Consider the following 24999-nt stretch of genomic DNA (forward strand, 5'->3'; position numbering starts at 1 on the left):
ACCCGATTCTCGACTATCCGCTGTGTGGCTCGATGCTCTTCGCGCTCGGCGCGTGGGGGGTGCTGCGCGGAGCCATGGCCCCGCGCGACGCGATCGGGATGCTGGTGCTGGCCGAACGGTTCGCGTACAACACCAGCATGCCCAGCATGGCCTTCGAGCGGATCGAACCGTACGCGGAGCGGGCCGCGCCCGGGATGATCGCCGCCATGCGGGCCGAGTACGGCGATCGGCGCGGCTCCGACCTGCTCGACGAGGCGCGCGGTCTCGTCGAGCGGGTCTCCGGCCGTGACGGGCACACGTCACATGTGCCGCTTGTAGCTGCGTACCGACAGCGGCGCGAAGATCGCGATGACGATCAGGCACGCCAGCAGCGTCCAGGCCACCTCTCCGCTGACGAGGCCGCTGTTGGCGAGGTCGCGGGTGGCCGTGACCAGGTGTGAGACCGGGTTGAACCGGACGAACGCGGCCAGCCAGCCGGGCAGGGTCTCGACGGGGACGAACGCGTTCGACAGGAACGTCAGCGGGAACAGGATCATCATGGAGATGCCCTGCACCGCCTGGGCGCTGCGGGCTATGGTGCCGACCCAGGTGAAGACCCACGCCAGCGACCAGCCCGTGAAGATCGCCAGGAGGATCGCGGCGAGCACGCCGCCCGCTCCACCCCCAGGGCGGTAGCCCATCACCAGGCCCATGCCGAAGGTCAGAGTGGCCGCGATCGCGTAGCGCACCAGGTCGGCCACCATGGGGCCGGCGAGCGGCGCGATCCGGGCGATCGGCAACGACTTGAACCGGTCGAAGACGCCCTTCTCCATGTCCTCGCGCAGTTGCGTGCCCGTGGCCATGCACGTCGTCAGCACGGTCTGGGCGAGGATGCCGGGGATCATCAGGGGGAGGTAGCTCTCCACGTCACCGGCGATGGCGCCGCCGAAGATGAAGGCGAACATCGCGGTGAACAGGATGGGCTGCAGCGTCACGTCGAAGAACTGCTCCGGGTTGCGGCGCATCTTCTTGAGCGCCCGCCATGCCATCGTCAGGGTCTGACCGATCGTCTCCCCCATGGAGACGCGACGCCGGGCGGCCGCCACACGGTCGGCGGCCCGTACCGCCTCGCGGGCGGGTGCGATCACGGTGCTCATCGGTTCTCCTTCGTGCCGGCCCCATCGGACCCGTTCGTCTCGTGACCGGTGAGGGCGAGGAACACCTCGTCCAGGCTGGGCTTGGCCACGCTCACCGAGGAGATCGACACCCCGGCGGTGCGCAGCGCGATCAGTACGTCCGCGGCCAGGTCGGCCTGGTCGAGGGCGACGTTGAGGCGGCCCTGCTCAGGGCTGAGTACCGGGTCGTCGCCGAGGACGCGCCGTACGACCTCCACAGCGGCGGGTACCTCGCCCGGGTCGGCGAGCAGCAGCTGGAGCGTGGAGTTGCCGACCTCGGTCTTCAGCTCGTCGGGCGTGCCCTCGGCGACTTTGCGGCCATGGTCGATGACGGCCACACGGTCGGCGAGCTGATCGGCCTCGTCCAGATATTGCGTGGTCAGCAGCACCGTGCAGCCGTCGGCGACCAGACCGCGGATGGTGTCCCACATCTGGCCGCGGGTGCGCGGATCGAGACCGGTGGTCGGCTCGTCGAGGAAGATCAGCGGTGGCCTGGTGATCAGGCTGGCCGCCAGGTCGAGGCGCCGGCGCATGCCTCCGGAGAAGTGCGCGATGGCCTTGTCGGCGGCCTCTTCCAAGCCGAACTGGCCCAGCAGCTCGGTGGCGATGCGACGGGCGCGCGGCGCGGCGATGCCCTGCAGGCGGCCGAAGAGCCAGAGGTTCTCGCGGGCCGTCAGGTTCTCGTCTACCGACGCGTATTGTCCGGTGACGCCGACCAGCTGGCGGATCACGTGCGGGTTGCCGGCCACGTCGACCCCGAAGATCTCGGCGCGGCCCGCGTCGATCGTCAGCAGGGTGGCCAGCATCCGTATCGTGGTGGTCTTGCCGGCGCCGTTCGGGCCGAGGACTCCGAAGATCTCACCGGGGCGTACCTCCAGGTCGATCCCGTCGACGGCGCGGTGCTCGCCGAACGTCTTCACCAGCCCCCGCGCGCGTACGGCCAGATCGGCGCCCCCGCCGACAGCTGGAACGCTCTCGGTACGTCCGAGTTCTGTGATGCTCATGGCTTCACTTTCGGCGGTGCCGGTTTCACGGCGCCCTCGGCCGGGTTTCACCGGTGGCTTTACACCCAGGTGTCACGTGTGGTGTAACTGGGGCGCAAGTGATGATCAAGGGCTGATCCATATATTCCTCGACGTGAAGAGCATCAAGAAAATCGCCCTTGTCTGCGCCGTCTCCGCCTCCCTGATCGCCATCACGGGTGGTGCCGCCAACGCCTCGACGGCCGAGGACACCGGCTCGACGTACGTGGCCTACGAGGGGCCGGGCTTCACCGGCCAGACTCAGGTCATCGACAGGTGCGGCGTGACCAACCTCCGCTACCGCGGGTCGTACAAGTGGTACGGCTCCGGCCAGGCCGGCCGGATGCACAACCAGATCAACACCAGAGGGCCGGTGCACTTCACGCTGCCCGCCACGGGCAACGCGAAGCAGGCGACGGGCGTCGGCTGGAAGAGCATCTTCGTGGAGTGCTGACGCCCGGACCCGGCATCGTTCAGTTGAACAGCTTGTCGGTCACGGTCTTGGGATTCGGCGCCTTGACCGACACCTTGCTTCCCCAGCCGGTGTAGCGGGTGTCGACGATGAAGGTGCTGTTCTCGTAAGTGGAGTAGTCGTTCGGGACGCCCTTGGCCGTGAACGAACTCCACAACCTGCTGACCAGGCCGGCCGAGGTCAGCGTCATCGTGTATTCGACCTGCGTGCCGCCGGGCCAGGAGCGGACCTCCGAGCGGGTGAACCATGGCGAGACCTTGGCCAGATCTGTGAAGGTGATCTTTCCGGTGACCTTGTTCCCGGCCGTCTTGCCCTTCTTGAGCAGCGCGGACAGCGTCGCCGGCTCGGCGGGATTGAGGATCTGCCCGTACAGGTACGGCATCCCGCCGCCGCCCTTGTACTTGAACCAGGTCTTGCCCTTGGACAGCTTGTCCACGAGGGCGCCGGAGACGTATGTGGTCTTGTCGAGGTAGATGATGCGATCCTTCTCCTCCTCCCAGCCCGCGCTCGAGATGTCGTAGGCGGCCGGCCCCTTCTTGTCGAACTGTAAGACGCCCTTGTTGGTGTACGCCTGCTGAGTGTCGGTGCCGTCGGACCAGTCGGCCGTCTCGGTGATACGTACGCCGAGCCCGGCGACCAGCTTGGTCTTCAGCGCGCGTACGGGATCCTGGGGGGCTGCCTGAGCAGGCGCCGCAGTCACCAGGAAGGCCCCGCACACCACCACAGCAGTGATCATCATCTTCTTCATGACAGGCGATCATGCCGCAGCCGGATCACGTCCCGAGCACGAGGTCTACATTGGATCTGCATCGCGATGGACCCGCGGTTCACCGGCAGCGTTCGAGCGTGAGCAGCGGCTCGGAGAACACGGGCGCCGGTGCGGTGGGATCTGCGGCGACAGCCTGCTCCAGGCGGCGGAAGCCGGCCTCCAGCTCGTCGGGGCTGAGCTGGGCGAAGAACGAAAGGGTGCGCAGGCGCAGCCGTTCGAGCATGTCACCCCGGGTGCCGACGGACGGCTCGGTGACCGTGCCGAAGCCGGCGACGCGCCAGCCGCCGGCCGACGTGAACATCGCGATGACCTCGTGCAGCGGCTGAAACAGCGAAGCGTCCGCCTCGTAGCCGCGGGGGAAGTGTTCCAGCCACCACGGCCTGGGATGGTGGTCGCTGAAATTCGCGCGCAGTAGCAGCCGCCCGGCGGGCTTGAGCACTCTGGCCAGCTCCTGGACCGCCCGTGGCTTGTCCTGGACGTGGTGCCAGGACAAGAACATGAGAGCGTAGTCGGCGCTGCCGGACGGCACTGGGATGTCCTCGGCGGAGCCTGCCAGATACCGCACCCCGGGATGCTGGGACTGCGCCTGCGCCACTTCGCGCATGCGGACCGACGGCTCGACGCCGGTCACCGGCCCGAATGTCCGCGCCAGCGCGGGGGTGTACCTGCCGGTCCCCGAGCCGACGTCCAGCCCCGTCAGCGGACGCCGCTCGGGCAGCACCGCTTCGAAGGCGCTGATCCAGGTCTGCAGCTGCTGCTCGGACAGCGCACGGCCTCGTGCGTAGTCCTGGTACTGCTCGGTGTCGTAGTCGATCCGCCTCATCGCAGCCCCCGCGTCAGCCGGGCTACGGCGAACCGTCAGCCCGATATATCGACTTGATACATCGGCACGATACGTAGTGTCGCGTCATGCCGCAAGAGGGCATGGGGGTGGGGAGACGCACCGGCGGTTCCTGCGGGAGGCGGAGGCGGCGCGGCGGGTGGCGGACCTTCCTACTGATCGTCCTGCCGGCGCACCATCTCGGTGATCCAGGTGGGCGCGAACGGAGACGTGCAGCCCGGGGAGGTCGGGTAGTCCTTGAGCACCTCCAGGCGCTCACCGATGTCGATCGCGCGGGCGCGGTGCTCGGCGTGCTCGATCCCGATCTGGGCCAGGCAGTGGTTCATCGCCCACTGCAGGCGATCCGGGGCGTCCTTCATCTCCGCCTCGATGACGTCGAGCAGCCCTGAGAGGTCGAGGACCTCGGGCTTCTTCGCCACGCGTTCGGTGGTCAGCGCCCAGCCGGCGCTCGCGACCGCTGGATCCGGATCGGCGGACCAGGCCAGGCGCAGCTCTTCGGCGTGCGGGTTCTTCTTGACCACGTAGTTCACGAGCCAGTCGTGCACCTTGGGTGCGCGGGCCTCGCGCACCATGACGTCCAGCTCGTCACGCTCGAACGCCTTCGGCCGGCAGATCAGGATCGCCAGCAGTCTCGCCGCGGTGTCATCCGTCTTCCAGAGCCGGCCCGCGAGTTCCTGCTGCGTCTTCAGCCGCTTCGCGAGCGCGCGCAGCTTGCCGAGGTTCACACCGTGATCGTCACCGTGTCTCTCGTTCACCGCGCGTGCCTTCGGGTCCTCGAGCCCGGCCAGCTCGGCCATCACCTCGGCCACCGTCGTCTCGGCCACCTCAGCCTCCTGTCCGTTACGTGCGGGACTCAGCCTACGACGGCTCATCGGCGAGCGTTTTGTCCTGGCCGGTATCTCAAATTCCGCCAGGCTGCAACCCGTTGACCGTGGTGTGAACGCCATGTATACATACGCAATACCTGATGGATCCCCAACCCAACGACTCAGCGCCAGGCCCTGACGAGGCGGAGATGTCATGGCAGTGATCAGCAGGCGAGGTTTTCTCGCCGGAAGCGTAGCCACGCTGGGGGCATCTGCCCTGACGGCCTGCGGCAGCCCAGAGACCTTGCCCCTATCGATGCAGGAAATCCGCCCGGGCGAGGGTGGCGGTGGACCGAGTCGCGGCGGGGTGCTGTATTTCGGTCTCTCCACCGACCCGGCCAACCTCGACCCCCACCTCACCAGCGGCAGCGCCTCCGACTACCTGCGCCAGCTCGCCTACAACGGGCTGGTCCAGTACAACGGGGCCGGAGAGATCGTCGGTGATCTCGCGAGCGAGTTCGGATGGGCCGACGAGCTGACCTACAAGGTCAAGCTGCACCCCGGGATCACCTTCCACGACGGGTCGGCGATGACGGCCGACGACGTGGTCTTCTCCTTCCGCCGCATGATGGACAAGGCGACCGCGGCGGCGTCGGCTCCGCTGCTCGACCAGGTGGCCTCCGTCGAGGCGCCCGACGCCACCACCGTGGTGTTCCGGCTCAAGCAGCCCGACGTGGCCTTCCCGTTCGCCCTGGCCGCGCCCACGACCAACATCGTCTCCAGGAAGTGGATCGAGTCGGGAGCGAACACCAAGACGCAGGTCATGGGCACCGGACCGTTCCGGTTCGTGGAGCGCATCCCGGGGGTGAGCACCACATACGTCCGGTTCGAGAACTACTTCGAAGACGGCCTGCCGTACCTCAACGGGATCGTCTTCCAGCCGATGGGCGACGACTACGCCCGCGTGACGGCGCTGCGCACGGCGACCGTGGACATGATCGACTACGTCCCCGCCACCCACGTCGGCGTCATCTCCGAGAACCCGCGGTTGCGGTTCGTCTCGGACAAGACCTTCGGGTTCGGCTTCGTGGGCTTCGTGACCAGCCGGCGTCCCTTCGACGACGTACGCGTCCGCAGGGCCATCGCGATGTCGATCAACAGGCAGTCCGTCCTGGACACCGCGCTGCTCGGGCACGGCAAGCCGATGGACGGCGCCCTGATGTCGGAGACCTTCGCCCCGTACGCGCCCCAGCTCGCCGGCTCGATGCCCTACGACCCGGAACAGGCCAGATTCCTGCTCAAACAGGCCGGGCAGGAGGGCCTGACGCTGCCGGTGGTGACCACCAGCTCGTACTCGGTCATCGCCAGGCCCGCGCAGGCGATGCTGCCCGGCCTGCGCGCCGCGGGGCTGAACGTGAACCTCACCCAGCAGGAATGGCTGACCTTCCGCTCCAGCGTGTCGACCAAGGTCTTCCCCGTCCATTCGTGGGGGACGGCGCCGAAGTTCGGTGATCCCGCCTCGCTCGGCGACTTCATCGGCAGCACCGGCGCCTTCGCCAAATACCTCGACTTCGCCGACGACAAGATCGACGAGCTGCTGACCCAGGCACGCAGGAGCTCCGACCAGAGCCTGCGCAACGAGATCTACCTGGACATCGAGAAACGGGCCCTGGAGCTGGTCCCGATGACGTACACGATCCGCCGCGAGCAGGGCGAGGCCCACTACAACCACGTCAAGGGCTACGAGCACCCCCCGAAGGGCGCCTGGACCGCCACGGCCCTGCGCCGGACCTGGATGGAGAAGACGGCGTGAGGCGTTTCCTGGCCAAGCGGTTCGCCCAGGCGATCCTGCAGTTGCTCCTCGTCGGAACCATCGTGTTCTTCCTCGTACGGCTCATCCCCGGCGACCCGGCCCGGGCGGTGCTCGGCGACGCGGCCACCGACGAGCAGGTCGCCGCCACGCGGGCCGCGATGCACCTCGAAGAGCCGTTTTTCAGCCAGTTCGTCGGGTTCTGGACCCGGCTGTTCCAGGGTGACCTCGGCACCTCGCTGATCAGCGGCCGCCCGGTGATGCAGGACCTGCCGTCCCGGATCGGCAACTCGCTGGAGCTCGTCCTCATCGCGCTGGCGATCTCGCTGGTGGTCGGCATCGCGCTGGGCCGGATCGCCGCCACGCGCGCCGACAAGCCGGCCGACCACGCGCTGGTCGCCGGGTCGATCTTCGGGATCTCGCTGCCGGTCTTCGTGATCGGCACCTTGCTGCTGCTGGTGTTCGCGTTCTTCATCCCGATCCTGCCGCCGCGCCGGTTCGCCTCGCCGTTCGACGATCCGCTCGCCCACCTGCAGATCCTCATCCTGCCCGTGGCCACATTGACGGCGGCCTCGTGCGCGGTGGTGACGAGGATGACCAGGGCGTCGATGCTGGAAACGCTCAACGCCGACTACGTCCGTACGGCCCGGGCAAAGGGCCTGGTCGAGAAGCACGTCATCAACCGGCACGCGCTGCGTACGGCGCTGCTCGCCGTCGTCTCCGCGACGACGGTCGAGCTGACGACGCTGATCGGGAGCACGGTCCTGGTCGAGACCATCTTCGGGTGGCCGGGGATGAGCTCCCTGCTCATGAACGCCGTGGGACAGCGCGACTATCCCGTCATCCAGGCCGTCGTCCTCGCCGCGGCCACCATCGTCATCCTGGTCAACCTGGTCGGAGACCTGGTCGCCAGGGCACTCGACCCCCGGGCGGAGGACAACTGATCATGGCCACCGTGCTGTCAGGCGCGCCTGCGATCGAGAACGCCGACAGGAGGACCTTCCTCCGGCGCATGCTGTCCAACCGCAGGACGTCCGTCGCGGGTGCGTTCCTGCTGCTGATCGCGATCGTCACGCTGTTCGCCAGGCTGATCGCGCCGTACGACTACCGCGACATCGTCGGCAAGCCGTTGACCTCGGCCTCCGTGCTCGGCATCGACGACTTCGGGCGCGACGTCCTGTCGCGCCTGCTGGTCGGGCTCCAGGTGTCGCTCGGGGTGGCGCTGTCGGCGGTGCTGGTGGCGGCGGTCATCGGGGTCGCGCTCGGGCTCGTGGCCGGGTACGTCGGCCGCTGGGCCTCGACGATCATCATGCGCGGCATCGACGTCCTGCTGAGCTTCCCCCCGATCGTGCTGGCCATCGCGGTGGTGGCGATCATGGGTCCGGCCCTGGTGAACGTCGTCCTGGTGATCGGCGTCCTGTACATCCCGAGGTTCACCAGGATCGTCTACACCCAGGTTCTGGCCATCCGGAACCTGGAGTACGTCGAAGCCTCGAAGATCATGGGCGCGCGGCCCGCGGGAATCCTCGTCGGGACGATCCTGCCGAACGTGGCGGCGCCCATCATCGTCCAGCTGAGCCTGTCGGTGAGCTTCGCCATCCAGATGGAGGCCGGGCTGAGCTTCCTCGGCCTCGGCGCGCAGCCACCGCTGCCCTCGCTCGGGACGATGGTCGGCTCGGGCCGCGACTTCCTGGAGGTCCAGCCGACGCTGCTGCTCTACCCGTCCGTGCTCATCATCCTCGTCGTCCTCGCGCTCAACGTGTTCGGGGACGGCATCCGCGACCTGCTCGACCCGCGGCGCCGTGGCACCAACTGAAAGGAACGCATTCATGACCCTCCCTTCCACCCACAGGCTCGGCGAGCTGTCCTGGACCCAGGTCAAGGAGCTGGCGGAACGGGACCCGATCATCCTGCTGCCGATCGGCGCGGTCGAGCAGCACGGCCCGCACCTGCCGATCCACGAGGACTCCATCGTGGCGGAATGGGTGGCCGACAAGCTGGCGAAGGAGAACGGGTGCTATGTCGCGCCCGCCCTCCACTACGGGCACTCCGGGGTCTTCCGCGGTTTCAACGGCAACCTCTCGCTGAGCCAGGCGACGCTGCGCGCTGTCACGTACGAGATCATCGAGGCTCTGGTGCAGTCCGGCTTCCGCCGCGTGATCATCATCAACAACAACGGCGGCAACGTCGGGCCCGTCATCGACGCCGGCCTCCAGGCACGTCATGACCTGGGCGTTCTCGTCGGCCACCTGTACCCGTGGCAGCTCGGCTACGCGCTCATGCGGGACGTGTACGACGACCCGGCCACGGCGTACGGCCACGGCGCGGAGCCCGAGCACTCCGCGATGCTCGCGATGTTCCCCGACCAGGTCCAGAGCGAGCTGGCCGTCTCGGGCGGCCTGGCGTCGGGCAGCGGCTGGACCCCGACGAGCTACACGGAGGCGGCGATCCCGGGGCACGACGTGCGCGGGACCGTCCTGTGGGACTTCTCCGAGGTGAGCGCGACCGGCTGCACCGGCGACGTGAGTCTCGGCAACGCGAAGACGGGCGAGGTCTGGATCGAGCGGGTGATCGGTTTCTGCTCCGCCTACATACAGGAATACGACCGGAACACCTCGAGGGACGCATGACAACCGGCACGAATCCCGCGGAGCCGATCCTCTCAGTCGAGGGGCTCTCGGTGGACTTCCAGATCGCGGGCACGTGGGTGCCCGCCGTCAAGAACGTCAGCTTCACGGTCGCCAAGGGCGAGGTGGTGGCGCTCGTCGGGGAGTCCGGCTCGGGCAAGTCCGTCAGCTCGATGTCGGTGCTCGGGCTGCTGGCCAAGAACGCGCGCCGTCGCGGCAGCATCCGGTACGGCGACACCGAGCTGCTCGACCTCGGCGAGGAGGCCCTGCGCGACATCCGGGGCAAGCGGATCGCGATGATCTTCCAGGAGCCGATGACCGCGCTGAACCCGGTCTACACCATCGGCGAACAGATCATCGAGGCGATCCAGTGCCACGAGCGCGTGCCGGCCGCCGAGGCCCGCTCCCGTACGTTGGAGCTGCTGAGGAAGGTCGGCATCCCGGAGCCGGAGTCGCGGATCGACAGCTACCCGCACCAGCTCTCCGGCGGTCAGCGGCAGCGCGCGATGATCGCGATGGCGATCGCCTGGTCGCCCGAGGTCATCATCGCCGACGAGCCGACCACGGCCCTCGACGTCACGGTGCAGGCGGAGATCCTGGAGCTGCTGCGCCGCCTGCAGAAGGACCTCGGCTCGGCGGTCGTGGTCATCACGCATGACATGGGCGTGGTCGCCGACCTGGCCGACCGGGTGGTGGTGATGAAGCAGGGAGAGGTCGTCGAGGAGGCCCCGGTCGCCCGGCTGTTCGCCGAACCCCGGCACGAGTACACCACCAAGCTGCTGTCCGCGGTGCCCCGGCGCGGCCAGGCCGAGCCGGCTCCGTCGGGCGGCGACACGCCGGAGGGCGCCACGCTGCGGGTCGCCGGGCTCCAGGTCGAGTACCCGGGACGACTGGGCCGCAAAGGGTTCAAAGCGGTGCACGACATCAGCTTCGAGATCGGGAAGGGGAAGGTCCTCGGCCTGGTGGGCGAGTCGGGCTCGGGCAAGTCCACGATCGGCCGGGCCATCGTCGGGCTGGTCCGCGCCACGTCCGGCACGATCGAGATCTGCGGACGGGACGTGACCGGGCTCGGCGCCAGGGAGCTGCGCGGGTTCCGCAGGAAGTACTCGATGGTCTTCCAGGACCCGGGGTCCTCGCTCGACCCGCGCCGGTCGATCGGCGACTCGATCGCGGCCCCGATGATCATCAACCGGTACGCGGGCCGCGCCGCCGTCCGCGAGCGGGTGCTGGAGCTGCTCGACCAGGTGGAGCTGCCCAGGAACTGGGCCGGCAGGTTCCCGCACGAGCTGTCGGGCGGCCAGCGGCAGCGCGTCGGGATCGCCCGCGCGCTGGCGCTGGAGCCCGAGCTGCTCATCGCCGATGAGCCCACCTCGGCGCTGGACGTCTCCGTGCAGGCCACGGTGCTGCGGTTGTTCCAGGAGCTGCAGGACAGGCTCGGTTTCTCCTGCCTGTTCATCAGCCACGACCTGGGCGTGGTCGAGCTGCTCTCGCACGACGTCGCCGTCCTGCAGCAGGGGCGGATGGTCGAACACGGCCCGGCCCGCGAGGTGCTGAACGATCCCCGGACGGATTACACCAGGAGGCTGGTCGCGGCGGCGCCGGTGCCCGACCCCGCCGAGCAGGCCGAGCGCCGCGAGCTGTGGCGGGCGATCGCCAGGTGATCACTTCAGGTCTCCGGGGTGATCACCTCAGGTGGGAGACCACCCGCTCGTCGGGCCGCAGGTGGTTGCGCAGGGTGCGTTCGGCGGTGTCGAAGTCGTGCATGGTCAGGGCCGCGAGCAGGGTGCGGTGCTCGGGGTTGATGACCGCCAGCCGGTCGGGGCGCGCCGCCACGGCGCTGACCCCGATCCGCTGGTGCCGTGGCTGGAGGCTGCCGAACAGGTCGGTCAGCACGGTGTTGCCCGTCGCCCTGACGAACGCGAAGTGGAAGAAGAAGTCCATCTTGGCGTGCTCGGCGATCGCGTCGCGGTCGCCCGCCCTGCACCGCGCCACCATCTCCGGATCCTCCATCAGGTCCAGGTGCCCCGACAGCTCCTGCGGGATGTCGGTCTTCTTGTCGCACAGGATCCGGAAGCCGTGGATCTCGAGCACAAGCCGCATCTCGTACGTCTCGAACAACTCGGCGGCCGTCACGCTGCGCACCTGCGCGCCGCGCCTGGGCAGGAGGTCGATGTACTTCTCGGCCGCCAGGCGGTGGAACGCCTCACGGACGGGAGTGCGCGACACGCCGGCCTCGTCGCAGACCAGCTTCTCCTCCAGGAAGGACCCCTCGGGAAACCGGCCGCCGAGAATCGCCTCGCGCGTCCATCGGTAGGCGCGCTCGCCCGCGGTAGCCGCCGGCGCGATGTCCGGTTCCCAGTTCATGCCACCCCCACGCTCGTGTGTATACACAGCGTATATTAACCGTGAGAAGGAGTATCCGTTGCAGCGGAGATACGCCGCCTGGCTGTCCGGTCCGAGTTTCGCTGCGGCCGAGATCGTGGCCGACCTGGGCTACGGCGCGGTGGTCCTCGATATCGAACACGGCTCTTTCGACCTGGCCGACCTCGAACGCTTCATCCCGTTCCTCCGTGGTCTCGGCCTGGAGGTGCTGGCCAAGGTGCTCGGTCCCGAGCGGGGGCCGATCCAGCAGGCCCTCGACTTCGGGGCCACCGCCGTCGTCGTGCCCCACATCGAGGGCGCCGCGCACGCGGCCGCCGTCTGCGCCTTCGGGAAGTTCCCCCCTCTGGGCGACAGAAGCTTCGCGGGCGGACGAACGGCGCGGTACGGCGGGTTCGACGACGAGTGGATCGTACGCCAAGATCGCGAGACCCGCGTCTACCCGATGATCGAGGACGCGGGCGCCATCGAGCAGATCGACGACATCCTCGCGCTCGACACGGTCGACGGCGTCTTCATCGGCCCCAGCGACCTGTCCATCCGCCGCGGCCGGGGCGCCTACTCCCGCTCGGAGGGGGACTTCGCCGACCTCAGGATCGTGGCGGACGCGGCCCGCGCGGCGGGCAAACCCTGGGTGCTGCCGGCGTGGTCGCCGGAGGAGAAGGCGTTCGCGCTGGAGAACGGGGCCGACCAGCTCGTCCTGACCATGGAGCACGGCGCCATCATGGCCGGTTTCAAGGCCGCGCTCGACCAGACCCACGAACTCACCCACTAGGAGACCCTGCATGCTCGTCACCGTCGGACAGTTCAGCGCCACCACCGACAAGCCCGCCAACCTCGACGCCGCCACCGGGCTGATCGAGCAGGCGGCGGCCCAAGGGGCGCGGCTCGTCGTCCTGCCGGAGAACGCCATGTACTCCAACCCGGACGTGACGGCCGACATCGTCCCCGACTCGGAGCCCCTCGACGGGCCCTTCGCGACCGCGATCGGCGCGCTGGCGAAGAAGCACGGCATCGCGGTCGTCGCCGGCATGACCGAGGCGCCCGCCGGGGAGCACGGCAAGCCCAGCAACACCGTGCTCGCCGTGGACGCGGGCGGCGACCTGCTCGGCGTCTACCGCAAGGTGCACCTCTACGACGCCTTCGGCTACCGGGAGTCCGACCGGGTGCAGGCGCACGCGCCGGAACCGCTCGTCTTCACCCTGGACGACCTCATTTTCGGCGTCCTGACCTGCTACGACCTCCGTTTCCCGGAGATGGCCCGGTTCCTGGTCGACGCCGGGGCCGAGGCCTTCGTCGTACCCGCCGCGTGGGTCGCCGGGCCCGCCAAGGAGGACCACTGGATCACGCTGGTCCGCGCCCGCGCGATCGAGAACACCGCGTACGTCCTGGCCAGCGGCCAGACCGGCCCCGTCTGCACCGGGCAGAGCGCGGTCGTGGACCCGATGGGCACGGTGGTGGCGTCGGCGGGCGAGGCGCCGGGGGTGGCGTCGGCCGTCATCGGCGCGGAGCGGCTGCGCGCCGTACGCGCCAAGAACCCGAGCCTGGTCAACCGCCGCTTCAAGGTGCTCCCCGCCTGAGCCGGTCTCAGTAGATCGGACCAGGGAAGAGATGTCACGCGGTTTCGGCGCCACAGCCGTGCGCCGAACCGCTGTGTCAGGAGTCGCGTCGCAGCGACGACAGCCCCCACAGCTCGGCGATCCGTCCGTCGCGCACGCGGAAGATCTCCAGCATGGTCGGTGGTTGCCGCCCGGGAATGCCGTGCACACTCGTACGGACGGCGGCCGTGTCCCCTTCGACGACCATGTCCTCGACGACGACCCGGGCATCCGGGAAGATCTCGTGGAACCGTTGCCACGACCGGGTGACGCTCTCGGGGCCGGTCGTGTCCAGAGGGTGGCTGTAGAAGTCCGCGGTGAAGATCTCCGCCGTGGCGGCGTGGTCGTGGGCGTTGAACGCCGCATACATGCGCCGGGCAGCGGCCCGCACGTCTTCGGTCATCGGCTCTCCTGCTCGATCATGTTCGCGCGGATGCGGCGTAGAACGCCCAGCACGATCTCCTGCTGTTGCGGGGTGACGCCGTCGAGAAGCCGTTCCTGGTACGCCTGGTGCGATCGCTCCAGATCGGCCGCGACGCGCTCGCCGGCGGAGGTCAGCGCGGACAGGGTGTAGCGGTTGTCCGCCGGGTCCAGGCGGCGACCGACCAGCCCTTCGGCCTCGAACTCCTTGACCAGCCGGGTGACGCTCGCACCGTCGATGCCCAGGGTCCGGCGCAGGTCGCTGTGGCTGGTCTCGCCGTCACGCCACAGCCGGACGAGCAGCTGTACGCGGTGGGGGCTCATGCCCACGTGCCGGGCGAATGCCTGCCGCAGCTCGGCGCAGGCCCCTCCGAGCTCACGGAAGAACGTGTCCTCCGACGTCTCTTCATGCACTATCTCTTTATAGCCTCAACTCTTGATGTCATCAAGAGACAGCTGCTGTCCTCGGCACCGGCAAGCGCGGCCTCCGCCGCGACGAAGGCTGGTACGGCGTCGGCCCGAGCCGGGATCGAGCGCGACAGCGTCAGTTGCTCCAAGCCCAGGGGCAAGTGGGCCAACTACTCCTGGGGCGAGGGCAACACGACCGCGACCATCTACTTCAACAACCACTGCAGCCACAAGGTCAGTGTCAAGATCATGTTCGTCAGGAAGGGATCGGTCGGCGACAAGGCCGCCAAGTACCGCTGCATGACCGTCAACGCCCACACCAAGGGCAAGAAGAAGTTCTACGCCGCCGCCTACAAGCCGTACTCCGTGAGCCGGGTCGCGCGCTGCAGCTGAGCCGAGGCAGCGCCGCTTCTCGGGAAGCGGCGCTGCACGCGCTGCGATTCTGGCAGTCGAGGTGGCCGGCGCCGCCGGCCGGCTGTCGGATCTACTGTCTGCGCATCAGCAGACGGCCTTGGCGGAACTGCCGCTCGTCTTCTTGGGGCTCGCGCAGCATTCGTCCCACCTCGACGAACCCTGCCTCGCGCGCCAGTTCGGCGAGGCCGTCGATCGGCCAGCGATAGGCAAGCGTCACCTTGTGATCGAATTCCATCACCGGCCCGCCTTCGGAGTCGAAGAAGCCGAGCAGGAGGTAGCCTCCCGGAGCCAGCACTCTGCGGAACTCGGCGAAGTACGGCGGCAGTTCCTGCGGCGGAGTGTGGATGATGGAATACCAGGACAGGATGCCGCCCAGCTCCCCGTCAGCCAGGTCGAGGGCGTCCATCGAACCAACCTCGAAACGCAGGTCAGGGTGGGCCTCACGGGCAAGGTTGATCATCACTGGGGACAGGTCGATGCCGAAGGCGTCCAGCCCCAAGTCCCGGAGGTGCGCCGTCATGTGCCCGGGGCCGCATCCGACCTCGGCGACCGAGGTCCCGGCACCGCCGGTTCGCACGAGCTCCGCGAACGGGGCGAGCGCCGCGCGGTCCAGGGGCTGGCGGTCGAGCGCATCATGGAAAAGCTCGGCGTACAGGACGGCGACGGCGTCGTAGGCCTCCGCCGTCGTGGTCAGATGGGAGGGGGTTTCGGTCACGGTGGACGACTCTAGACCCTGACCGGCGCCGTCCTACGCACCCGATCATCGGCGCCCCGACCGGCCCGGATCAGCGGGATACGGCTTGCGGGGTGTCCCAGTCGAGGGGGACGCCGAAGGTCTCGTGCAGGCCGGTGCGGCCCGCGTCGGTGAGCTGGACGACCCGGCGGGCCCGGCCGCGGCGCAGCCAGTCCAGCGCGAACAGCCGGGTCGCGACGGCCGCGCCGAGCGCGCCCGCGAGGTGGTGGCGGCCCTCGCCCCAGTCGACGCAGTAGCGGATCGCCGGTCGCCGCCGGGAGAACTCCTCGACGTCGATCCCGAACTCCCCCAGCCTGCCGAGGCCCGCCGGGGTGATCCGGTAGCCGTTCGCGCCGGTGGCGGCGAGCACGCCGCCGTCCACCAGTGCAGCGAGCAGCACCACCCCGAGCCGCCCGGCGAGGTGGTCGTAGCAGAGCCGGGCGCGCAGCAGCGCCTGGTTGCGGACGTCCTCCCGCAGCGACGTGACCGGCAGCGGCCGGGCGATCCTGGCCAGCTCCTCCAGCGCCCGCGCCACGTCGGTGCTGGCCAGGCGGTAATAGCGGTGCCGGCCGTCGTGCTCGACGGTGAGCAGCTTGGCCTCGCGCAGCTTGGTCAGGTGGCCGCTGATCGTGGACATGCTCACCCCGGCCTCGGCGGCCAGCGCGCTGGCGGGCAGCACGCCGCCGTCGGCGAGGGCGCGCAGCACCTTGGTCCGGGTCGGATCGCCGATGGCCGCCGCGACGTGCGCGATGTCGGCCTCCGTGGCGGTCTTCCACATGAGGCCAGTCTAGGACGACGACAGTTCGGCGTTCGCCGTAGTAGTTCCGTTCCAGACTGAAGGCATGACCCCTACAACGAGAGAGCCGACCGCGTCCCTCTCGCGGACCGCGGGCTGGTCACCGCTGATCGCGCTCTGTCTCGGATATTTCCTGGTCATCCTGGACGTCACCGTGGTCACCGTGGCGATCCCGGTGATCGGCGCCAGGTTGCCCGCCGGGCTGACCGAGCTGCAGTGGGTCGTCGACGGCTACACGCTGGCGTTCGCCGGGCTGCTGCTGTTCTGTGGCGGGCTCAACGACCGGCTCGGCGGGAAGCCGGTTTTCCTGGCCGGGCTGGCGGTGTTCACCGTGGCCTCGGCCTGGTGCGGGCTGGCGACGTCGGCCGGTGCGCTGATCGGGGCCCGGCTGGTGCAGGGCGCCGGCGCCGCGGCCATGGTGCCGGCTTCGCTGGCGCTGCTGCGCGACGCGTACCCGGAGCGGGAGGCGCGGGCGCGGGCGTTCGGCGTGTGGGGCATGGTCGCGGGGATCGCCGCCTGCACGGGGCCGGTGCTCGGCGGCGTGCTGGTGTCCGCGATCGGCTGGCGGGCGGTGTTCTTCGTGAACATCCCGTTCGGCCTGCTCGGCGTCCTGCTCACCGTACGGCACGTCCCCGGCCGGGCAGAGCGGGGTACGGGGCGCAGAGGGCTGGACGTGCCGGCGCAGGTGGCCGGGGCGTTGTGCCTGGCCGGGTTGACCGCGGCGTTGATCGAGGCCGGGGCGAGCGGCTGGACCTCGCCGGTGGTGCTGGGCGGGCTGGCCCTGTTCGTGCTCGCGCTGCCGGCGTTCCTGCTGCTCGAACGCCGGGCGAGCGCGCCGATGCTGCCGCTGGAGCTGTTCGCGAGCCGCCGCTTCTCCGCCTCGGCCGCCATCGGCGTGCTGCTCAACCTCGGCTTCTACGGCCTGCTGTTCGTCGTGCCGCTGTACTTCCAGCAGGTACGGCACCTCGACGCGATGGCGACCGGGCTGGCGATGCTGCCGATGGCCCTGATGCCGCCGATCGCCTCGCCGCTGAGCGGCTGGGTCGCCGCGCGCACCGGGCCGCGCCCGCCGATGGCGTACGGGCTGGTCATCGGCGGGATCGGCCTGCTGAGCTGGCTGCCGGCCGACGCCGGCACGAGCTACTGGGCGCTGGTCGTACCGCTGATGCTCACCGGCTTCGGGACCGGTTTCACGATGCCGGCCGCCACCGCGGCGATCATGGAGGCGGCGCCGCCCGAGCTCGGCGGGGCGGCCTCCGCGGTGTTCAACGCCGCCCGTCAGACCGGCAGCGCGATCGGGGTGGCGCTGGTCGGCACGCTGGTCGCGGGCGGCGGTCTCGTCGCGGGCCTGCACGCCGACGTCGTCGTCGGCGGCCTCGGCTTCCTGATCGCCGCCGCGCTGGCCGTCTTCGCACTCCGCCCCGCACATTGATCCGGGCGGTCAGTGGCGGAGCAGCGTCAGGCTCGACTCGGTGTCGGTGACGGCGAGCCCGGCCTGGCCGCCGATCGGGAAGGTGGCCAGGGGGTTGGTGTGGCCGACGTCGATGTTGGCCAGGACCGGGACGCGGCTCAGCGCCGGTTGGGTGGCGATGATCTGTTCCAGCAGCGGGCGGGACATGCGGCTGGCCTGCTGGAACCGTCCGACGGCCAGTCCTCGGATCTTGGGGGCGTCGGGAAGCTGCAGCAGTGAGGTCAGGTCACGGGCGAACTTCCCCGGGTGCGACTCGAGGTCGTCCTCGACGATCAGGATCGCGCCGTCGAGGGATGGCATGTACGGGGTGCCCGCCAGCAGGTTCAGTGTGCACAGATTGCCGCCGACGATGCGTCCCTCGGCGGTGCCGGGCCGCAGCGGCCACCATCCCTCGTTGGGGATCGGTTCGCGCTTGTCCTGGTCGAGGAACCAGAGATCGTCGGTCCACCGCACCGCCGGGGTCAGCGCGACCGGAGCGGTGTCGAACATGACCGAGGTGAACCAGCGCAGGGTCTCCTCGAAGTGATCCCGCATCCCGAACGTCGACCAGTGCGGACCGGAGTAGGTGACCAGCCCGGCGCGAGCGAGGATGGCGTTCTGCAGGGCGGTGATGTCGGAGTAGCCGCACAAGATCTTCGGGTTGGCGCGGATCAGCTCCCAGTCCAGGTACGGCAGGAGTTCGTTGCAGTTGTAGCCGCCGATGACCGTCAGGATCGCCGCCACCGACGGATCCGCGAACGCCTCGTGCAGATCGGCCACCCGCGAGGCGACGCTGGACGAGTCGAACGCGTCCCGCTCATCGACATGGGCGCCGTAGGAGAGCGTCAGGCCGAGCTCGGCGAATCGGGACCTGATGAGGTCGGTGTGATCGTGCTCCATGACCATCGAGCGGGACATGGCCGGGGCCACCACTCGTACGACGTCGCCTGCGTTCAACTTGGGAGGAGAGATCACATCCATACGACCGAAGCCTAACGCCGAGTTCGGCGTCGGGAACAATGGATAAACCACTCCATTGTTCCTCGACGCCGATATCGTCCACCGTCACCGAGCAGGCGCGAGCGATTCTCACCCGGCGCCGGCCGCGGTGTCAGCGGAAGGACCCCTCACTCCGCCGAGGTGTCTTCCGACCACTCCGGGGTCTCGGTGGCGGAGTTGTCGGTCCAGGTGCCATCGTTCTTGTGATTGTCCTGGTGCTCGTGGTGGCGGCGCTCACGCCGGCGCTCGTGCCTGTTGAGGTTGCGGTTGCGGTTCTCCACGTCGACGAAGACGCGCTCGCGTCCCTGCCGGATGAACCGAGGAATGAAGACGGGCTTCTCGTGGCTGACGACCCTCGGCGCGGCCTGCTGCACCACGCGGGTCACCTTACGCGGCGCCGGCGGGCCGCCGGCCGCGCTCGCGGAGGCCACCCCCTGGCCCAGTGGAAGGAGCATGACACCGGCGACCGCGCCGGTGATAGCTAGTGCTGCGAGTCGCCCTCGCGTCCGCCGACTGTTGGTGTTCACGTGTCTCGTTTCCGTTCATGGATAGATCGGTCCGGAACCTGGCATCCGCCGTTTCAGCGGACACTCAGATGGAACCGGACATACCCATACAGATATTCTCAGTTACCTCGTTAATCGCAAATAGCACGTCAAAGCCCAAGCGTCATATGTAATCACGATTTTTGTGTTTGAGCGCATCCGCCACAGCAGCCCCGAGCGATCTACCGATCGTTGCCGAAGAAACGGATGAAAGTTTCTCCTCCGACCGGTTCCCCCAGCTGCCGAGCCCCAGGTCAGCGGGGATCCGGAATTGAAGGGAGCCGAGCTCGTTGACTAATCGCTCCCCGCCGAGGACCGTCGGCTCGACCGCATCTCGGAGAATGGGAAAACACCAGTGCGACATGTCAGCTCTTTCCGCCGACGGTGGAAACTGTCGGCCGCGGCCGTCGCCGCGCTGTTGACGGCCGGTGTTGGTTTGGCCGGAACGCACGTCGCGTCGGCCGTCGCAGCCGGTTGCCAGGTCACCTACACGGTGACCAACCAGTGGCCCGGAGGTTTCGGCGCAAATGTTAGCGTTAACAATCTGGGTGACCCGATCAACGGCTGGAAGCTCACCTGGGCGTTCCCCGCCGGTCAGACCATCACCCAGCTGTGGAACGGCACCTACACCCAGTCCGGCTCCCAGGTCACGGTGTCCAACGTCAGCTACAACGCCGGCATCCCCAGCGGCGGCAGCACCGGCTTCGGGTTCAACGGGGCGTACAGCGGCTCCAACCCGGTGCCGACGAGCTTCGCCCTGAACGGCGTCACCTGCACCGGCGGCGTCTCCACCCCCACTCCCACCCCCACCGTCACGCCGCCGCCGTCGTCGAACCAGCCGTGCGACATCTACGCCGCCGGCGGCACGCCGTGCGTGGCGGCGCACAGCACGACCCGCGCCCTGTACGCCTCCTACAACGGCTCGCTCTACCAGGTACGCCGCTCCTCGGACAACGCCACCCAGAACATCGGCGTGCTCAGCGCGGGCGGGTCCGCCAACGCAGCCACGCAGGATTCGTTCTGCGCCGGCACGACCTGCCTCATCACCATCATCTACGACCAGTCCGGCCGGGGTAACCACCTCACCCAGGCGCCTCCCGGCGGTTTCTCCGGCCCGGCCCCGGGCGGATACGACAACCTCGCGAACGCGACCGCGGCGCCGACCACGGTCAACGGCCACAAGGCGTACGGCGTCTATGTGGCCCCCGGCACCGGCTACCGCAACAACAACACCAACGGCGTCGCCAGGGGAGACCAGCCGGAGGGCATGTACGCCATCTTCGACGGCACGCACTACAACGGCGGCTGCTGCTTCGACTACGGCAACGCCGAGACCAACAGCCGCGACAACGGCAACGGCACGATGGAGGCCATCTACTTCGGCAACATCAAGGTCTGGGGCTACGGCACGGGCAACGGCCCCTGGGTCATGGCCGACCTGGAGAACGGCCTCTTCTCCGGGGTGAACGCGGGCTACAACGCCAACGACCCGACCGTCAACCACCGCTACCTGACCGCCATCGTGAAAGGCGAGCCGAACCACTGGTCGATCCGGGCCGGCAACGCCCAGTCGGGCAACCTGTCCACCTACTACAACGGGGCACGCCCCAACGTCGCGGGCTACAACCCGATGAAGAAGGAAGGGGCCATCATCCTCGGCATCGGCGGAGACAACAGCAACGGCTCCGCCGGCACCTTCTACGAAGGCGTGATGACCTCCGGCTATCCGACGGACGCCACCGAGAACGCGGTGCAGGCCAACATCGTCGCCGCCGGCTACAGGTGAACCCGCCGCCGCCCCTGGCCCACGCCGGGGGCGGCAAAGCCCGGGAAAGCGGGGCTTTCGACTCAACTGCCGTATGGCTACTATCAGGCACCAATCGCCTAGTTGGGTGATTGTCACCGATTGGTGAGGAGAGTGTCCTCCACGTGGCTGGATGGGGCAGGGCCGGGCGACGGCGGACGGAGACCGTGGGCGACGGGAGCGCGTCGTCCCAGCCGCGACGGCTGGCCGGTGCCCGCCGGCTGCCCCTGCGTACGGTGCTGCTCATCATCGTGTTCGTGCCGAGCCTGACCTTCACCCCGCTGCTGGCCTCGGGCATGTTCCAGCTGTCCTCCCAGTGGCGAGCCGAGAAGGCCCAGATGGATCTGGCCACCAAGACCGTCGGCGTGCCCGCGTCCGACCTGTTCTTCAGCCTCGACAAGGAACGGCTGCTCACCGCGGAGACGCAGGCCGACCCCGGTGGCGCCGCGGCGGGCAAGCTCGCCAAGCAGCGCGCGGTGACCGACCAGGCCATGAGCGCCTTCCGTCCCCTGACGGCCCTGGACACCGCCAAGGGGCCGGAGGGGCTCGCCGACGCCATCTCCCGTACCGACCGCAGCCTCAACCTCCTCGACGAGCAGCGCCGGGCGGTGGACGCCGGTTGGGCCAGCCCGCAGAAGGCGTTCGACTACTACAGCGGGGTCATCGAGTCGGACCTGCGCGTGCTGACCGTCCTCAGCCACACCGACGAGGGCCAGGTGAACAGCAGAGCGCAGACCCTGGTCGACCTGTTCTGGGTCGTCAACCTGATCGGCCGCGAGGACGCCGTCCTGGCCCGCGGCTGGAAGACGGGGCACCTGACGAAGGACGAGTACGGCCTCGTCACCGACGCCGCCGGCACCAGGAAACACCTCATGCGCTCCCAGGTGATCCCCAGCCTCATCGGCGACGAGAAGCGGTACGAGACGCTGATGACCGGCAAGGCGTGGCTGGCCATGACCGCGCTGGAGGAGCGGCTGACTCCCTCGGGCGGCAACCAGGTGACCCTGCGCGGGGACAGCACCGAGTGGCGTTCCTCGGTGGACACGGTCACCGAGCAGGTGACGCAGCTCCTGCGGCTCCGGCTCGCCGACGTCAGCAAGATCGGCTACGACCACACCGGCATACTCTTCGTCATCTTCATGAGCGTCACCAGCGTGGGCCTGCTCGCCCTGGGTCTGGTGATCTTCACCAGCTGGCGTCTCACCTCCATCCTTCGCCGGCGCATCCTGCACCTGCGCGAGGACGCCCAGGAGCTCCAGGAGCGGCTGCCCAAGGTGGTCGCCCGCCTGGAGCGTGGCGAGGACGTCGACGTGGACGCGGAAGTCCACATGCTCAAGCCCACCCCCGACGAGCTCGGCGAGCTGGGGCAGGCCCTCAACCTGGCCAGCCGCAGCGCGGTCTTCACCGCCGTGCGGCAGGCCGAACAGCACCGCGGCTTCCAGCGCATGCTCCAGCGCATCGCCCGCCGTACCCAGATCCTCATCGGCCTGCAGCTGAAGAAGCTCGACGAGCTGGAACGCAAGCACGAGGACCCCGAGGTGCTGGAGGGCCTGTTCGACCTGGACCACCTCACCGCCCGGCTGCGCCGCTACGAGGAGAACCTGGTGATCCTCGGCGGCGGGCAGCCGCAGCGCCGCTGGCGCAAGCCGGTGCACCTGCTCGACGTGCTGCGCGCCGCGCAGGGCGAGGTCCAGGACTACCGGCGGATCTCGATCGACGTCGAGGGCGAGTCCTGGGTGAGCGAGCGCGCGGTGGGACCGCTCGTCCACGTCCTGGCGGAGCTCATGGAGAACGCCACCACCTTCTCCAAGCCGATGACCCCCGTCGAGGTGCGGGCCGCGCCGGTCAGCCGGGGCGTCGCCGTGGAGATCGAGGACCGCGGCCTGGGCATGGAGGCCGAGCAGTACGCCGCCGCCAACGCCCTGATGAAGTCGCCGCCGCAGCTCGACGTGATGACCCACGCCGACGACGTCCGGCTCGGCCTGTACGTGGTCGCCCGGCTCGCCGCGAGCCTGGGCCTCCAGGTGGAGCTGCGGTCGTCGGCCTTCGGCGGCACCCGGGTCATCGTGCTGCTCCCGGAAGCGTTGGTGGTGGACCGTCCGCGGGCGGTGCCCGAGGAGGCCGCCCCGGCCCCGGCACCGGCCCCGGCACCGGCACCGGAGGCGACCCGTCCGGAGCCTCGCCCGCAGGAGGAACCGGCGGACGGGCAGTTGCCGACCCGCTCCAGGGGCCGCGCGATGGCGTACGTGACGGCGCCCACCGGAATCCCGGACGACGCCCTCCCGCCGTCCGCCCGCCGGCCGCTGCCCCAGCGGGTGCGCCAGGCCAGCCTGGTCACCGAGCTCAAAGTCCCGGCGAACGAGGATGAACAGACCGAGCAGGAGGCCTGGGCCCCACGCGAGCAGCCCGGCCGATCCAGTGCGACAATCGGCGCGTTCCAGAGGCAGTCTCGCAGGCGCCGGACCGGTGATGACGCCTTCCAGCCCCGGCCGGACGGATCCCCCGAGCCCGGCTCACCCACGACGGAAGATCGATGATGACGCAGCGAACCACCGCCACCAACGCAGACCTGGACTGGCTCCTGGACGGTCTGGTCGATCAGGTCGCGGGCACCCGGCACGCCATCGTGCTGTCCGACGACGGCCTGGTGATCAGCCGGTCCCGGACCATCGAGCGCTCGGACGCCGAACGCCTCGCCGCGATCGCCACCGGCCAGCAGAGCCTGGCTCGCGGTGTGGGGCAGCTCTTCAGCGGCGGACCGGTGCAGCAGGTCATCATCGAGATGGCCGAGCTGTGGCTGTTCATCACGACCGCCGGCCGCGGCACCCATCTGGCCGTGGTCGCCTCCCAGGAGGTGGACGCCGAGCTGATGAGCGTCGCGATGCACACCCTCGTCCAGCAGGTCGGCCAGAAGCTGGGCACCGACGCGCGTACCCCGCAGGCCGATGACGCGGGGAGACGCGGATGAAGCACTGGACTGAGGGGTTCGACGACGATGACGCCGACGAGCCCCTTGTCCGCCCCTACACGATCACCGGCGGACGGACCGCCCCAGAGCGGGACGACCTCACGCTGATCACGCTGGTGACCTCGCTCTCCGGCGTCTCCTCGCAGACCGGACGCGGGCTGCGGCGCATGCAGCCGGAGCACCGCACCATCTTCGCCTTGTGCGAGCGGCCGCTGGCGGTGGCCGAAGTCGCCTCGGCGCTGAACCTCCCGGTGTCAGTGACCAAGATCCTCATTGGCGACCTGATCGAGAACGGTCAGATGCGGGCCCGGCCACCGCTGGCCTTCGCCCAGGCGGGCGGCGGTCTTCCCGATGTGACAATTCTTGAGGCGGTGAGGGATGGCTTACGCAAGCTCTGACCAAGGGGACGACGCTCCCCTGGCGGTGAAGATCCTGATCGCCGGCGGGTTCGGCGTCGGGAAGACGACCATGGTCGGCGCGGTGAGCGAGGTCGCCCCACTGCGTACGGAGGAATATCTCACCCACGCCAGCGTCGGCGTCGACGATCTGGACGGCGTGAGCGGCAAGTCCACCACCACCGTCGCGCTGGACTTCGGACGCATCACCATCAACCGCGAGCTGGTGCTCTATCTGTTCGGCACCCCCGGGCAGGAACGCTTCTGGTTCATGTGGAACGACCTGGTCCACGGGGCGATGGGCGCGGTCGTCCTGGTCGACACCCGGCGGCTGGACGTGAGCTTCGCCTCGATCGACTTCTTCGAGAGCCGCGGCATCCCCTTCGTCGTCGGCGTCAACTGCTTCCACGGCGTCAAGGACCGGACGCCGGAGGAGATCCGCAAGGCGCTCGACCTCGACCCGCAGGTGCCGCTGGTGCTCTGCGACGCCCGCGACCGGACGGCGGCCCGCGACGTGCTGCTCGCGCTCATCGACCACCTGCTGGCCGCCCGGCCCCGCACCGCACCCCACCCCGTGGCCTGACGCCTG

At 69.1% G+C, this 24999-nt stretch carries 27 protein-coding genes; 15 read left to right on the forward strand and 12 right to left on the reverse strand.

What is annotated here, in order from left to right; all coding sequences use genetic code 11:
- Positions 1 to 299 precede the first annotated feature (299 nt).
- Together ACWDX9_RS12450 and ACWDX9_RS12455 are read right to left on the reverse strand one after the other, a co-directional pair.
- Positions 300 to 1136 carry an ABC transporter permease gene (locus ACWDX9_RS12450; RefSeq protein ID WP_449952412.1) on the reverse strand — a complete coding sequence of 279 codons (837 nt, stop codon included), beginning with the start codon at positions 1134 to 1136 and terminating at the stop codon, positions 300 to 302.
- A complete protein-coding gene (locus tag ACWDX9_RS12455; protein ID WP_449952415.1) occupies positions 1133 to 2158 on the reverse strand; it encodes an ATP-binding cassette domain-containing protein in 1026 nt (341 codons plus the stop codon). Before ACWDX9_RS12455 ends, ACWDX9_RS12450 begins: the two co-directional genes overlap by 4 nt.
- 133 nt (positions 2159 to 2291) lie before the next feature.
- Here ACWDX9_RS12455 and ACWDX9_RS12460 point away from each other — a divergent pair, with 133 nt between their 5' ends.
- Positions 2292 to 2630 carry a MiAMP1 family antimicrobial peptide gene (locus ACWDX9_RS12460; protein ID WP_449952418.1) on the forward strand — a complete coding sequence of 113 codons (339 nt, stop codon included), beginning with the start codon at positions 2292 to 2294 and terminating at the stop codon, positions 2628 to 2630.
- A 19-nt stretch (positions 2631 to 2649) separates the two neighbouring features.
- Here the strand turns inward: ACWDX9_RS12460 and ACWDX9_RS12465 are convergent, their stop codons facing one another.
- From ACWDX9_RS12465 to ACWDX9_RS12475, 3 genes are all read right to left on the reverse strand, one after another.
- Positions 2650 to 3396, reverse strand: coding sequence for a hypothetical protein (locus ACWDX9_RS12465; RefSeq protein WP_449952420.1), 747 nt, complete (start codon positions 3394 to 3396; stop codon positions 2650 to 2652).
- A 79-nt stretch (positions 3397 to 3475) separates the two neighbouring features.
- Complete coding sequence (locus tag ACWDX9_RS12470; RefSeq protein WP_449952423.1) at positions 3476 to 4240, reverse strand: class I SAM-dependent methyltransferase; 765 nt, start codon at positions 4238 to 4240, stop codon at positions 3476 to 3478.
- 170 nt (positions 4241 to 4410) lie between these two features.
- Entirely contained in the window at positions 4411 to 5055 is a 645-nt protein-coding gene (locus tag ACWDX9_RS12475; protein WP_449952531.1) for a DNA alkylation repair protein, read from the reverse strand.
- A gap of 376 nt (positions 5056 to 5431) precedes the next feature.
- Between ACWDX9_RS12475 and ACWDX9_RS12480 the strand changes: the two genes are divergently transcribed.
- The 5 genes from ACWDX9_RS12480 to ACWDX9_RS12500 are packed head-to-tail and all read left to right on the forward strand — an operon-like array spanning position 5432 to position 11162.
- On the forward strand, positions 5432 to 6877 hold the full coding sequence (locus ACWDX9_RS12480; protein WP_449952425.1) for an ABC transporter substrate-binding protein: 1446 nt from the start codon (positions 5432 to 5434) through the stop codon (positions 6875 to 6877).
- Complete coding sequence (locus tag ACWDX9_RS12485; RefSeq protein WP_350742198.1) at positions 6874 to 7818, forward strand: ABC transporter permease; 945 nt, start codon at positions 6874 to 6876, stop codon at positions 7816 to 7818. Before ACWDX9_RS12480 ends, ACWDX9_RS12485 begins: the two co-directional genes overlap by 4 nt.
- A gap of 2 nt (positions 7819 to 7820) precedes the next feature.
- On the forward strand, positions 7821 to 8690 hold the full coding sequence (locus ACWDX9_RS12490) for an ABC transporter permease (protein ID WP_449952428.1): 870 nt from the start codon (positions 7821 to 7823) through the stop codon (positions 8688 to 8690).
- Between the two features lie 13 nt (positions 8691 to 8703).
- Positions 8704 to 9504 carry a creatininase family protein gene (locus ACWDX9_RS12495; protein WP_449952431.1) on the forward strand — a complete coding sequence of 267 codons (801 nt, stop codon included), beginning with the start codon at positions 8704 to 8706 and terminating at the stop codon, positions 9502 to 9504.
- A complete protein-coding gene (locus tag ACWDX9_RS12500) occupies positions 9501 to 11162 on the forward strand; it encodes an ABC transporter ATP-binding protein (RefSeq protein WP_449952434.1) in 1662 nt (553 codons plus the stop codon). Before ACWDX9_RS12495 ends, ACWDX9_RS12500 begins: the two co-directional genes overlap by 4 nt.
- A 22-nt stretch (positions 11163 to 11184) precedes the next feature.
- Here the strand turns inward: ACWDX9_RS12500 and ACWDX9_RS12505 are convergent, their stop codons facing one another.
- Positions 11185 to 11865, reverse strand: a complete 681-nt coding sequence (locus ACWDX9_RS12505; protein ID WP_449952437.1) for a GntR family transcriptional regulator — start codon at positions 11863 to 11865, stop codon at positions 11185 to 11187.
- Between the two features lie 58 nt (positions 11866 to 11923).
- On the opposite strand from ACWDX9_RS12505, the gene ACWDX9_RS12510 reads away from it, so the two are divergent.
- Together ACWDX9_RS12510 and ACWDX9_RS12515 are read left to right on the forward strand one after the other, a co-directional pair.
- The gene (locus ACWDX9_RS12510; protein ID WP_449952440.1) at positions 11924 to 12655 is read left to right on the forward strand and encodes an HpcH/HpaI aldolase family protein; all 732 of its coding nucleotides are present in this window, start codon (positions 11924 to 11926) and stop codon (positions 12653 to 12655) included.
- Positions 12656 to 12665: 10 nt separating this feature from the next.
- Positions 12666 to 13460 (forward strand): carbon-nitrogen hydrolase family protein, encoded by a 795-nt coding sequence (locus ACWDX9_RS12515; protein ID WP_449952442.1) that lies wholly within the window; start codon positions 12666 to 12668, stop codon positions 13458 to 13460.
- A 76-nt stretch (positions 13461 to 13536) separates the two neighbouring features.
- Here ACWDX9_RS12515 and ACWDX9_RS12520 read toward each other — a convergent pair whose 3' ends face one another.
- Both ACWDX9_RS12520 and ACWDX9_RS12525 read right to left on the reverse strand, forming a co-directional pair.
- Positions 13537 to 13881, reverse strand: coding sequence for an ester cyclase (locus ACWDX9_RS12520; RefSeq protein ID WP_449952445.1), 345 nt, complete (start codon positions 13879 to 13881; stop codon positions 13537 to 13539).
- Complete coding sequence (locus tag ACWDX9_RS12525; protein WP_350742211.1) at positions 13878 to 14312, reverse strand: MarR family winged helix-turn-helix transcriptional regulator; 435 nt, start codon at positions 14310 to 14312, stop codon at positions 13878 to 13880. Before ACWDX9_RS12525 ends, ACWDX9_RS12520 begins: the two co-directional genes overlap by 4 nt.
- On the opposite strand from ACWDX9_RS12525, the gene ACWDX9_RS12530 reads away from it, so the two are divergent.
- Entirely contained in the window at positions 14307 to 14699 is a 393-nt protein-coding gene (locus tag ACWDX9_RS12530) for a hypothetical protein (protein ID WP_449952447.1), read from the forward strand. The two genes, ACWDX9_RS12525 and ACWDX9_RS12530, sit on opposite strands and share 6 nt — an antisense overlap.
- Before the next feature lie 91 nt (positions 14700 to 14790).
- Here the strand turns inward: ACWDX9_RS12530 and ACWDX9_RS12535 are convergent, their stop codons facing one another.
- Both ACWDX9_RS12535 and ACWDX9_RS12540 read right to left on the reverse strand, forming a co-directional pair.
- Positions 14791 to 15435, reverse strand: coding sequence for a class I SAM-dependent DNA methyltransferase (locus ACWDX9_RS12535; protein WP_449952450.1), 645 nt, complete (start codon positions 15433 to 15435; stop codon positions 14791 to 14793).
- Positions 15436 to 15505: 70 nt separating this feature from the next.
- Positions 15506 to 16231: an ArsR/SmtB family transcription factor gene (locus ACWDX9_RS12540; RefSeq protein WP_449952453.1), complete on the reverse strand. Its 726-nt coding sequence runs from the start codon at positions 16229 to 16231 to the stop codon at positions 15506 to 15508.
- Positions 16232 to 16295: 64 nt separating this feature from the next.
- Here ACWDX9_RS12540 and ACWDX9_RS12545 point away from each other — a divergent pair, with 64 nt between their 5' ends.
- Entirely contained in the window at positions 16296 to 17681 is a 1386-nt protein-coding gene (locus ACWDX9_RS12545; RefSeq protein WP_449952456.1) for a DHA2 family efflux MFS transporter permease subunit, read from the forward strand.
- Between the two features lie 9 nt (positions 17682 to 17690).
- On the opposite strand, the gene ACWDX9_RS12550 is transcribed toward ACWDX9_RS12545, so the two are convergent.
- Positions 17691 to 18656, reverse strand: a complete 966-nt coding sequence (locus ACWDX9_RS12550) for a S66 family peptidase (protein WP_449952459.1) — start codon at positions 18654 to 18656, stop codon at positions 17691 to 17693.
- A gap of 170 nt (positions 18657 to 18826) precedes the next feature.
- Positions 18827 to 19153, reverse strand: coding sequence for a hypothetical protein (locus ACWDX9_RS12555; protein WP_449952462.1), 327 nt, complete (start codon positions 19151 to 19153; stop codon positions 18827 to 18829).
- Between the two features lie 526 nt (positions 19154 to 19679).
- Between ACWDX9_RS12555 and ACWDX9_RS12560 the strand changes: the two genes are divergently transcribed.
- The 5 genes from ACWDX9_RS12560 to ACWDX9_RS12580 all read left to right on the forward strand — a co-directional run bounded on the left by ACWDX9_RS12560 (position 19680) and on the right by ACWDX9_RS12580 (position 24993).
- Positions 19680 to 21029 carry an arabinofuranosidase catalytic domain-containing protein gene (locus ACWDX9_RS12560; RefSeq protein ID WP_449952465.1) on the forward strand — a complete coding sequence of 450 codons (1350 nt, stop codon included), beginning with the start codon at positions 19680 to 19682 and terminating at the stop codon, positions 21027 to 21029.
- A gap of 143 nt (positions 21030 to 21172) precedes the next feature.
- Positions 21173 to 23584, forward strand: coding sequence for a sensor histidine kinase (locus ACWDX9_RS12565; protein WP_449952467.1), 2412 nt, complete (start codon positions 21173 to 21175; stop codon positions 23582 to 23584).
- Positions 23581 to 24015, forward strand: a complete 435-nt coding sequence (locus ACWDX9_RS12570) for a roadblock/LC7 domain-containing protein (RefSeq protein ID WP_397375473.1) — start codon at positions 23581 to 23583, stop codon at positions 24013 to 24015. Before ACWDX9_RS12565 ends, ACWDX9_RS12570 begins: the two co-directional genes overlap by 4 nt.
- Positions 24012 to 24413, forward strand: a complete 402-nt coding sequence (locus tag ACWDX9_RS12575; protein ID WP_355212771.1) for a DUF742 domain-containing protein — start codon at positions 24012 to 24014, stop codon at positions 24411 to 24413. Before ACWDX9_RS12570 ends, ACWDX9_RS12575 begins: the two co-directional genes overlap by 4 nt.
- Positions 24394 to 24993 (forward strand): GTP-binding protein, encoded by a 600-nt coding sequence (locus tag ACWDX9_RS12580; protein WP_350742709.1) that lies wholly within the window; start codon positions 24394 to 24396, stop codon positions 24991 to 24993. Before ACWDX9_RS12575 ends, ACWDX9_RS12580 begins: the two co-directional genes overlap by 20 nt.
- The last annotated feature ends 6 nt before the right edge of the window (positions 24994 to 24999 follow it).

It is taken from the genome of Nonomuraea sp. NPDC003201, from assembly GCF_053590415.1.

What these genes read in the sequence shown, in the direction of transcription:
- ACWDX9_RS12515 (WP_449952442.1), top strand. Translation starts at nt 12,666, where the DNA reads ATGCTCGTCACCGTCGGACAGTTCAGCGCCACCACCGACAAGCCCGCC.
- ACWDX9_RS12505 (WP_449952437.1), bottom strand. Translation starts at nt 11,865, where the DNA reads ATGAACTGGGAACCGGACATCGCGCCGGCGGCTACCGCGGGCGAGCGC.
- ACWDX9_RS12500 (WP_449952434.1), top strand. Translation starts at nt 9,501, where the DNA reads ATGACAACCGGCACGAATCCCGCGGAGCCGATCCTCTCAGTCGAGGGG.
- ACWDX9_RS12530 (WP_449952447.1), top strand. Translation starts at nt 14,307, where the DNA reads ATGCACTATCTCTTTATAGCCTCAACTCTTGATGTCATCAAGAGACAG.
- ACWDX9_RS12555 (WP_449952462.1), bottom strand. Translation starts at nt 19,153, where the DNA reads ATGCTCCTTCCACTGGGCCAGGGGGTGGCCTCCGCGAGCGCGGCCGGC.
- ACWDX9_RS12520 (WP_449952445.1), bottom strand. Translation starts at nt 13,881, where the DNA reads ATGACCGAAGACGTGCGGGCCGCTGCCCGGCGCATGTATGCGGCGTTC.
- ACWDX9_RS12545 (WP_449952456.1), top strand. Translation starts at nt 16,296, where the DNA reads ATGACCCCTACAACGAGAGAGCCGACCGCGTCCCTCTCGCGGACCGCG.
- ACWDX9_RS12475 (WP_449952531.1), bottom strand. Translation starts at nt 5,055, where the DNA reads ATGGCCGAGCTGGCCGGGCTCGAGGACCCGAAGGCACGCGCGGTGAAC.
- ACWDX9_RS12490 (WP_449952428.1), top strand. Translation starts at nt 7,821, where the DNA reads ATGGCCACCGTGCTGTCAGGCGCGCCTGCGATCGAGAACGCCGACAGG.
- ACWDX9_RS12575 (WP_355212771.1), top strand. Translation starts at nt 24,012, where the DNA reads ATGAAGCACTGGACTGAGGGGTTCGACGACGATGACGCCGACGAGCCC.
- ACWDX9_RS12580 (WP_350742709.1), top strand. Translation starts at nt 24,394, where the DNA reads ATGGCTTACGCAAGCTCTGACCAAGGGGACGACGCTCCCCTGGCGGTG.
- ACWDX9_RS12495 (WP_449952431.1), top strand. Translation starts at nt 8,704, where the DNA reads ATGACCCTCCCTTCCACCCACAGGCTCGGCGAGCTGTCCTGGACCCAG.
- ACWDX9_RS12465 (WP_449952420.1), bottom strand. Translation starts at nt 3,396, where the DNA reads ATGAAGAAGATGATGATCACTGCTGTGGTGGTGTGCGGGGCCTTCCTG.
- ACWDX9_RS12570 (WP_397375473.1), top strand. Translation starts at nt 23,581, where the DNA reads ATGATGACGCAGCGAACCACCGCCACCAACGCAGACCTGGACTGGCTC.
- ACWDX9_RS12455 (WP_449952415.1), bottom strand. Translation starts at nt 2,158, where the DNA reads ATGAGCATCACAGAACTCGGACGTACCGAGAGCGTTCCAGCTGTCGGC.
- ACWDX9_RS12470 (WP_449952423.1), bottom strand. Translation starts at nt 4,240, where the DNA reads ATGAGGCGGATCGACTACGACACCGAGCAGTACCAGGACTACGCACGA.
- ACWDX9_RS12540 (WP_449952453.1), bottom strand. Translation starts at nt 16,231, where the DNA reads ATGTGGAAGACCGCCACGGAGGCCGACATCGCGCACGTCGCGGCGGCC.
- ACWDX9_RS12450 (WP_449952412.1), bottom strand. Translation starts at nt 1,136, where the DNA reads ATGAGCACCGTGATCGCACCCGCCCGCGAGGCGGTACGGGCCGCCGAC.